Below are 7795 nucleotides of genomic sequence, written 5' to 3' on the forward strand. Positions count from 1 at the left end.
TTCCCAAGCTACTCTAAGAGACGGGATTTAGAGAACTTTGGTTTTGCAGTTATGGCAGGACACAGTAAATGGGCAAATATCAAACGCCAAAAAGCTAGAGTTGATGCGGTTAAGGGGAAAACCTTTGCTAAAATCTCGCGGGAGATTATTGTGGCAGCCCGTAGCGGTGCGAGCAGCCCAGAAGGGAATTTCCGGTTGCGTACAGCGATTGAGAATGCTAAGGCGGCGGGAATTCCTAATGATAATATTGAACGCGCGATCGCAAAAGGTGCGGGTAAGTTGGGCGGTGATAGCGATCATCTCGAAGAGATTCGCTATGAAGCCTATGGTCCGGGTGGGGTGGCGATTATCATTGAAGCTCTCACTGACAATCGCAATCGCACCGCTGCTGACTTGCGGGAGGCTTTTACTAAGAAGGGTGGCAATCTTGGTGAAACGGGTTGTGTGAGCTGGATGTTCGAGCAAAAGGGGGTTGTTACGGTTACGGGTAACATTGCTGAAGATTGCCTATTGGAAGCTTCGTTAGAAGGAGGAGCAGAGAATTACGATTTGATCGAAGATGAGGATGGGGAGGTTGCTGTTGTATTTACCGAGGTAAGTAACCTGGAAAACCTCAATCAAACCTTAAAGGAGCGAAAATTTACAGTCCAGAATGCGGAATTACGCTGGATTCCGGCAAATACAGTAGAAGTCACCGATCCAGATTTAGCGCGATCGCTTCTAAAATTGATGGATGCCCTTGAAGACTTAGATGATGTGCAAAATGTTACTGCCAACTTCGAGATGGCAGACGAGTTGATGTCTTTGATTATGACTTGATGGCAAGAGTCATCCCTAGGGCGGATAATGTCCACAATCTCCTGTGGGATTGGATTATCGGTTGTATGATGGACATTGCCCGCCCCATTGTTACTTCTTTAACTGGCAGGCGGGACATCTGTCCTACATTCTATGTTTGAATGAAATTTGCTATTCAAGCACTACGTCTAGACTTTGCCCATACCATCCGCGATCGCACTTGATCGAAAACTGCTATAGTTTCCTCCAGAGGTGTCAGATGAAGCAAAAGCGATTCGGTCAAGATTTGGAATCAGATTTAAAAAAACTTAGAGAAAGAGCAGGACTATCCCAATCAGCACTTGCCAAACTGGTTGGAGTCACTGGTAAGACAGTTAGTAATTGGGAAAGGGGAGTGACTCGTGTGGATCTCTCTTTGTCTCAAGTGAAGGAATTATCTAGTGTTTTAGGAGTGACGCTAGAGGAGTTGACTAATTTTGTTGTATCCATTTCAGTGGATGATTAGTGGGGAGTGGGTTTTTTGGAATGGGGAGTGGGGAGTAAATTTTGTAGGATATTGGTTGTTTCATTATTTTTTAATCAGCCGGAGTTGTCAGGTTTCTGGGTGGGGTTAAAGCTCGGCAATCGCTCAATTATAATTAATCCAAAGACAATTTGTATTTTGGCATGAAATATGGTACAAACTCTATCTAAACCATTAACCCTAGACGAGTTTCTCGATCAAACCGAAACGAAACCTGCTAGCGAGTACATCGACGGTCAAATTATTCAGAAACCTATGCCACAAGGAGAACACAGTGTCATTCAAGGTGAAATGGTGACAACCGCTAATGCGGCGTTGAAGCCGAATAAGATTGCACGAGCATTTCCAGAATTACGTTGTACTTTTGGGGGTCGCTCGATTGTACCAGATGTCTCTGTGTTTTTGTGGGATAGAATCCCTCGGAAAGAAAATGGTGGAGTTGCTAATCGATTTATGCTAGCACCAGATTGGGCGACCGAGATTTTATCGCCAGATCAAAGTCAAACTAAACTGATTAAAAAGCTTTTACACTGTCTGGAAAATGGGACAGAAATGGGGTGGTTAATCGATCCAGAAGAAAAAACTATCTTTGTTTTTCAATCGCAACAACCGCCCGTTGCATTTGACGAACCCGAACAAATAATTTTGGTTCCTTCATTTGCCAGCGAACTTAGATTGTCTGTTGGGGAACTATTTGGCTGGTTGTTGGAGTGAATTGATAAATTTCACGATCGCACTAAAGGATTGATTTCTATATCTGGAGCAATCTCAATTATTGAGAGCAAGGCATTTTGGTTCTGACCTACAAAGGGATGCCTTCCATATTAGACTCAATAGTTGGATGGAAGTCGATCGCTATTCTCTCAATGGTCTAAGTCTGGTTCCTTTAATTCTACAGACATTGTAAGCTGCTACGCATTTAATTTGTATACCCCCACACCCTACACCACACACCCCTTTCAACAAATTTAATATCCAATATTGCAGCAGTAGCCATAACCCGGCAGTGGTTCAAACCACTGCCTAATAGCTTAAGTCAGTTAAAACTGACTGGCATCATAATTTCAGTCCATTAAAATGGACTTGAGCTATTAGCCGTAGAATTAATTCTACGGCTGGTTTTGCCGCTTACTGACAATGGTGCAATTTATGAGTTTTAACGGACTTAAATTAAAATATTCAGTTGGTTAAAATGGACTAAACTCCAGATATTCAGTCGGTTTCAACCGACTTTAGCTATTAGACAGGGATTTTAATCCCTGGCGGGATGGCAACGTAGAGATCAGCTTTTTGAGACTTTTCTCAGTCAAAATCCTCTACCATTCCAGCTATTTATTTTTGGCAGATGCTACTTTGTTTCAATAACAAGCCTACTCCCACCATACTCAAAGCAAATAGCGTAATGGTTTGAGGAATATAAGTTTGGCTGAAATCACTGTAGATTATTTCACCTTCAATCTCCTAATTGTGCTTGTTTCCCAATAGCTGCAAATGTTCCTAATCGGATCATCTACTAATTTAAAGATAATATTTGTATCCTGATGATTGTCATCTACGCTAAATCCGAGCAGGCTGACATCGCAGCGAACAAAATTAGAGAGATGATCAATAAATTTGACTAAGCATAGAAGGATTATGTTTAAAATTGAGGTAATAAATAAACCCCTTCAAGGATGTGAATGAAGGGGTGGTTTGTTATATTTTTTGGAGGAGATTAGTCTATTTTTGTGGTTTCTTTGTCTGGGGATTGGGAGGGTTTTAGTTTGCGTTTGAGGGTTGAGGCTGCGCCGATAGCAGCTACTAGCGATCCTAAGATAGTAGAAGGTTCAGGCACAGGAACACCACAAGTAGTTCTCTCTCCAGATACTGTGCAAAACTGAGCAGGGCTATTTACTTGTTGAACAAAGTCACTTTCACTAATTTGGTTGAAATCAACTAAAGGTTCAAAGGCTAGTCCAAAAAAGTTAAATTCTCGATCAATGGGTGGTGTGGGATTATTTCTTAAATCATGATACAAAGTTACTGTATCTGATGTCACATATAAGTTAAAATTTGTGTTTTCTCTTGGATCTCCAAGATTAATAAGTTGACCAGAATCTACTAGAGGAACTGGTGGACAATCACCATTAGATGAAAGTTCACAAAGAAAACCACTACGCTCTGGGATAATTCTGATTTTGCTAGGATCGTATTTAATCTCAAAACCAATTTCTTCTATGCTAGGAACAGGGGCAGGATCGAGAACTAGACAAGCTGCCTTTAATTGAGGAGGAAGAGGTACTTTCAGACATTCTTTCATTATTTTTGCACTATATTTAGCTCCTCCAAACAAAACGGCAACAGCCGCATCTACTGGTTGAGTATGGCCCCAAATTAGTGTAATAGCTATTAGCGAAGAGCCTAAATAATTTAGTTTCATAGGTTGAAAAAAGGTATAGTTACTGTCCCAGATCAATCTTATACAAGATTAATTTTCCCGGCAAGACCAAAAAAAGCCAAAAAAAAGCCATATAAAGCAATTGTTAATAAATATAAAGTTAAGAGAAAAATAATATAAAGACTGATTTAGCCGCACTAGGCACTATAATGTAATATAAAGGCCGATTTGTCCCAACCTCCAACTTAGCTTATGAACCCATCGGATATTCAATCGCTGGTGTCAACTGTAGATGAGCTGATCTTCTCTCACACTGGAGAACATTTAGACGATCTTCAGCAAGCAATCCTGGAAGGCTCATTATCTCATCAAAAATATGCAGAAATAGCCAAAAATAATCATCGTTCTGAGAAGTATATAAAAGATTCAGCAGGTAAGTTATGGAAAACAATATCAACAGCATTGGGAGAAGAAGTCAGTAAGTCTAATATTAAATCTAGTTTACAAAGGTATTATTATACTAATTTTTCTCATTCTAATGTGGTAAATGGGGTACAAATTAATAGAGGTAATATTTGCGGTAATTTACCAGACAATGAATTAAAACAACCAAAAACTTATCAAGATGCTAAATTAGAAGCAATTTGCGAACTTGTTAAAGAAGGATTGACTGTTGAACAAATTGCTAGAGTGTTAAAACTTCCCTTAGAACTTGTCCAAGAGCAGATTCAGAATTCTGAATAGTAACAGAGATATCCAAAAAAGAAATTATTCCGTAAGGTTTGTTTAGATATTTTGGTGATACAGCGGTTCCCTCTCTTATGAGGTACACTAGCAGAAATTAACAAACCAATTGCTTAAATGTTGAGGATCAATTAAGTGTACCTCATTACTGCGAAAACCGCTGTAGTGAAGCCTGATTCAGGCAACCTGAAGTTCATAATGCAAAACCAGAAGTTCATCTTCTGGCAAAATAGCCATAGCATATTCCCTACCTTGACTATCTGAAAATTCAACTAAATATTTATAGCTATCATTTTTTGAATATACCTCCACCACAGTGCCCACTTGCCCGCTAGGTAAGCTTTCAACAGACACATAATCTGACTCAGCTAAAGTTAATCGTTCCAGGGGAACAGAGTTGAGAATAGCAATAGTATCTAAAAGATTGATGTTTTTCATTCAAAAACTAGCAATAAATTCAGCTTCAGCATCCCTGAGAACCCGAACCTCTGAAAGATCCAGCCTCTGTTTAACTTGCCACAAATCGTAATCTTGCTGCATTCCCAGCCAGACTGTGGGATTGGTGCTGAAGGCTTTGGAAAGGCGCATTGCTATATCGGGTGTGATACTGTAGCATCCCTCTATGATAGCCGAGAGTATTTGATGGGAAACTCCTAGTGCATCGGCTGTCTCAGTTACAGTTAATCCGAGAGGTTCTAGATAAAGTTCTTGAAGTACTTCTCCTGGATGGGGTGGGTTATACATTTCCATAGTTAAACCTCCTTTCATTGTTAATGGTAGTCGAGATAATCTACGTCATAAACATCGCCCTCTTCAATGCGGAAGATAATACGCCAATTACCGCTCACTTTTACTGACCAAAAGCCCTTCAGGTTGCCAGAGAGGGAATGGAGTTCAGATCCAGGAAAGTTCATGTCACTCGCAGTCTTAGCTCTTTTCAGTATACCCAAAATGAGACGCAGCCTCTTAGCTTGCTGTGGTTGAATTTTCGAGGTGTCACTTTTTTCGTAGAACTGTTTTAATCCTTTGTGACGGATCGTTTTGATCATTAAACAAGCCTCTAAATCCTGAATAGTAGCATAACCTAAGTGGCTAGTTATTTGGTCAGAAAATTTAACCAACAGCCCGGTTGATAATCGCCAACTTAGTTGTATCCTAATAGATCGTAGCCAAGTGCCAATGGGAGACAAAAGCCATGCCAGACAACTTGAGAAGCCAAATCGTCACTCAGGGCGTTCAAAGGTCGCCAAATCGTGCCATGCTAAGAGCGGTTGGGTTCGGTGATGATGATTTCACGAAACCGATTGTTGGTGTGGCGAATGGCTACAGTACCATTACCCCCTGCAATTTGGGCTTGAATGAATTAGCGAAACGCGCTGAGGCAGGATTGAAGCAGGCGGGGGCGATGCCCCAAATGTTTGGCACCATTACCATTAGTGATGGTATCTCTATGGGGACGGAAGGGATGAAATATTCCCTGGTATCGCGGGAAGTTATTGCTGATTCCATTGAAACTGTATGTAATGGGCAGAGTATGGATGGGGTAATCGCTATTGGCGGTTGCGATAAGAATATGCCCGGTGCGATGATTGCGATCGCGCGGATAAATATTCCGGCTATTTTTGTTTATGGTGGTACGATTAAGCCGGGAAATTTTAATGGCTGCGATTTGACTGTTGTCAGTGCTTTTGAGGCTGTGGGACAATATAGTGCTGGTAAAATCCCTGAAGAGCAACTTATCGCTGTGGAAAGGAATGCTTGTCCCGGTGCGGGTTCATGTGGTGGTATGTTTACTGCTAATACGATGTCATCGGCTTTTGAAGCGATGGGGATGAGTTTGCCTTATTCTTCGACTATGGCAGCAGAAGATATGGAAAAAGCCGATAGTGCGGAGAAATCTGGCTTTGTTTTGGTGGAAGCGATTAAGAATCAGCTATTGCCCAAGCAAATTTTAACTCGCCAAGCTTTTGAGAATGCGATCGCGGTTATTATGGCAGTGGGTGGTTCGACTAATGCGGTATTACATTTACTGGCAATTTCTAACGCTATCGGCGTTGACTTATCTTTAGATGACTTTGAAACCATTCGCGCCAAGGTTCCAGTATTATGTGACCTGAAACCCAGTGGTAAATATGTCGCCACGGATTTACATAAAGCAGGTGGCATTCCCCAAGTCATGAAAATGCTGTTAGCACATGGTTTAATCCACGGCGATGCTTTAACTATTACCGGAAATACCATTAGTGAAGTCTTAGCCGATATACCGGAAACACCAGGAAAAGACCAAGATGTCATCCGTCCATGGGATAATCCCATGTATGCTCAAGGACACTTAGCAATTTTGCGAGGTAATTTAGCCACAGAAGGGGCAGTAGCTAAGATTACCGGAGTCAAAAACCCCCAAATTACTGGCCCAGCGCGAGTATTCCAATCAGAGGAAGCCTGTCTAGAGGCAGTGTTAGCAGGTAAAATTAAAGCTGGAGATATTATAGTAGTCCGTTACGAAGGACCAAAAGGTGGACCCGGAATGCGAGAAATGCTAGCACCCACATCAGCAATTATTGGTGCAGGCTTAGGCGATTCAGTCGGATTAATCACCGACGGCAGATTTTCCGGTGGCACTTACGGGATGGTAGTCGGACATGTTGCACCAGAAGCAGCAGTAGGCGGTGCGATCGCACTAGTTGAAGAGGGAGATTCTATCACTATAGATGCTCCCGCCCGATTATTGCAGCTCAATATCTCCGATGCGGAATTAGCCCAACGTCGTACTAATTGGCAACCGCCCACACCCCGTTATACCAAAGGTGTTTTGGCTAAATATGCCAAATTAGTTTCTTCCAGTAGTGTTGGCGCGGTGACTGATTTGGATTTGGGGTGAAAAGACTTGGCAATAAATGGGTAACAGATGTGGCAACGGATGGGTAACGGATGTAACGGATGAGTTATCTGAGAAAAGCAAAGCTATCGGGAAAACCAATCACCCATCTGCTGCCAAATCTCCTCCCTCATCACCAATCACCCATCCGCTGCCAAATTCCCTCCCCATAATTGTTAAAATATAATTACGATTTTCCAATAATCGCCACTTTTAAACATAATTTTGGAGCCACAGACGATGACAGAGAGCGCCAGCACTAAAACTAGGGGCACAAAAACCGAAAAGCAACAAACTCCCAACTCAGAGAGTGGGATAACTAAGACACTTAATCTTAGACCATTACCTCAAAATCGTCCCATTGCCACAAATGTCCCCATGGCAAACAGTATTGATGCTCTTCTAGGCTACCTCGATTAAACTCAGATCTATCTTGAAAGAGGGGAGAGGGGAGTGGGGAGTAGGGAGTGAGGAG

Annotated in this window: 9 protein-coding genes; 5 read left to right on the forward strand and 4 right to left on the reverse strand. The window is 41.9% G+C overall.

Annotated features, from left to right (window positions below; translation table 11 throughout):
• Positions 1 to 51 precede the first annotated feature (51 nt).
• The 3 genes from NJ959_RS22350 to NJ959_RS22360 all read left to right on the forward strand — a co-directional run bounded on the left by NJ959_RS22350 (position 52) and on the right by NJ959_RS22360 (position 2035).
• Positions 52 to 819 carry a YebC/PmpR family DNA-binding transcriptional regulator gene (locus NJ959_RS22350; RefSeq protein WP_254013960.1) on the forward strand — a complete coding sequence of 256 codons (768 nt, stop codon included), beginning with the start codon at positions 52 to 54 and terminating at the stop codon, positions 817 to 819.
• Between the two features lie 238 nt (positions 820 to 1057).
• Positions 1058 to 1303, forward strand: coding sequence for a helix-turn-helix transcriptional regulator (locus NJ959_RS22355; RefSeq protein ID WP_254013952.1), 246 nt, complete (start codon positions 1058 to 1060; stop codon positions 1301 to 1303).
• A gap of 168 nt (positions 1304 to 1471) precedes the next feature.
• Positions 1472 to 2035 (forward strand): Uma2 family endonuclease, encoded by a 564-nt coding sequence (locus NJ959_RS22360; RefSeq protein ID WP_254013953.1) that lies wholly within the window; start codon positions 1472 to 1474, stop codon positions 2033 to 2035.
• 1000 nt (positions 2036 to 3035) lie between these two features.
• Here the strand turns inward: NJ959_RS22360 and NJ959_RS22365 are convergent.
• Complete coding sequence (locus NJ959_RS22365; RefSeq protein WP_254013954.1) at positions 3036 to 3740, reverse strand: PEP-CTERM sorting domain-containing protein; 705 nt, start codon at positions 3738 to 3740, stop codon at positions 3036 to 3038.
• Between the two features lie 210 nt (positions 3741 to 3950).
• Between NJ959_RS22365 and NJ959_RS22370 the strand changes: the two genes are divergently transcribed.
• A complete protein-coding gene (locus NJ959_RS22370; RefSeq protein ID WP_254013955.1) occupies positions 3951 to 4442 on the forward strand; it encodes a helix-turn-helix domain-containing protein in 492 nt (163 codons plus the stop codon).
• 177 nt (positions 4443 to 4619) lie between these two features.
• Here the strand turns inward: NJ959_RS22370 and NJ959_RS22375 are convergent, their stop codons facing one another.
• The 3 genes from NJ959_RS22375 to NJ959_RS22385 are packed head-to-tail and all read right to left on the reverse strand — an operon-like array spanning position 4620 to position 5491.
• A complete protein-coding gene (locus tag NJ959_RS22375) occupies positions 4620 to 4880 on the reverse strand; it encodes a DUF4926 domain-containing protein (RefSeq protein ID WP_254013956.1) in 261 nt (86 codons plus the stop codon).
• Positions 4881 to 5192 (reverse strand): HigA family addiction module antitoxin, encoded by a 312-nt coding sequence (locus tag NJ959_RS22380; protein ID WP_254013957.1) that lies wholly within the window; start codon positions 5190 to 5192, stop codon positions 4881 to 4883.
• A 20-nt stretch (positions 5193 to 5212) separates the two neighbouring features.
• Entirely contained in the window at positions 5213 to 5491 is a 279-nt protein-coding gene (locus NJ959_RS22385) for a type II toxin-antitoxin system RelE/ParE family toxin (protein WP_254013958.1), read from the reverse strand.
• Between the two features lie 146 nt (positions 5492 to 5637).
• On the opposite strand from NJ959_RS22385, the gene ilvD reads away from it, so the two are divergent.
• Positions 5638 to 7323, forward strand: coding sequence for a dihydroxy-acid dehydratase (gene ilvD / locus NJ959_RS22390; protein ID WP_254013959.1), 1686 nt, complete (start codon positions 5638 to 5640; stop codon positions 7321 to 7323).
• Positions 7324 to 7795: the final 472 nt, after the last annotated feature.

Origin of the sequence: Limnofasciculus baicalensis BBK-W-15 (assembly GCF_024178385.1) — a bacterium.
Classification (GTDB): Bacteria; Cyanobacteriota; Cyanobacteriia; order Cyanobacteriales; family Coleofasciculaceae; genus Limnofasciculus; species Limnofasciculus baicalensis.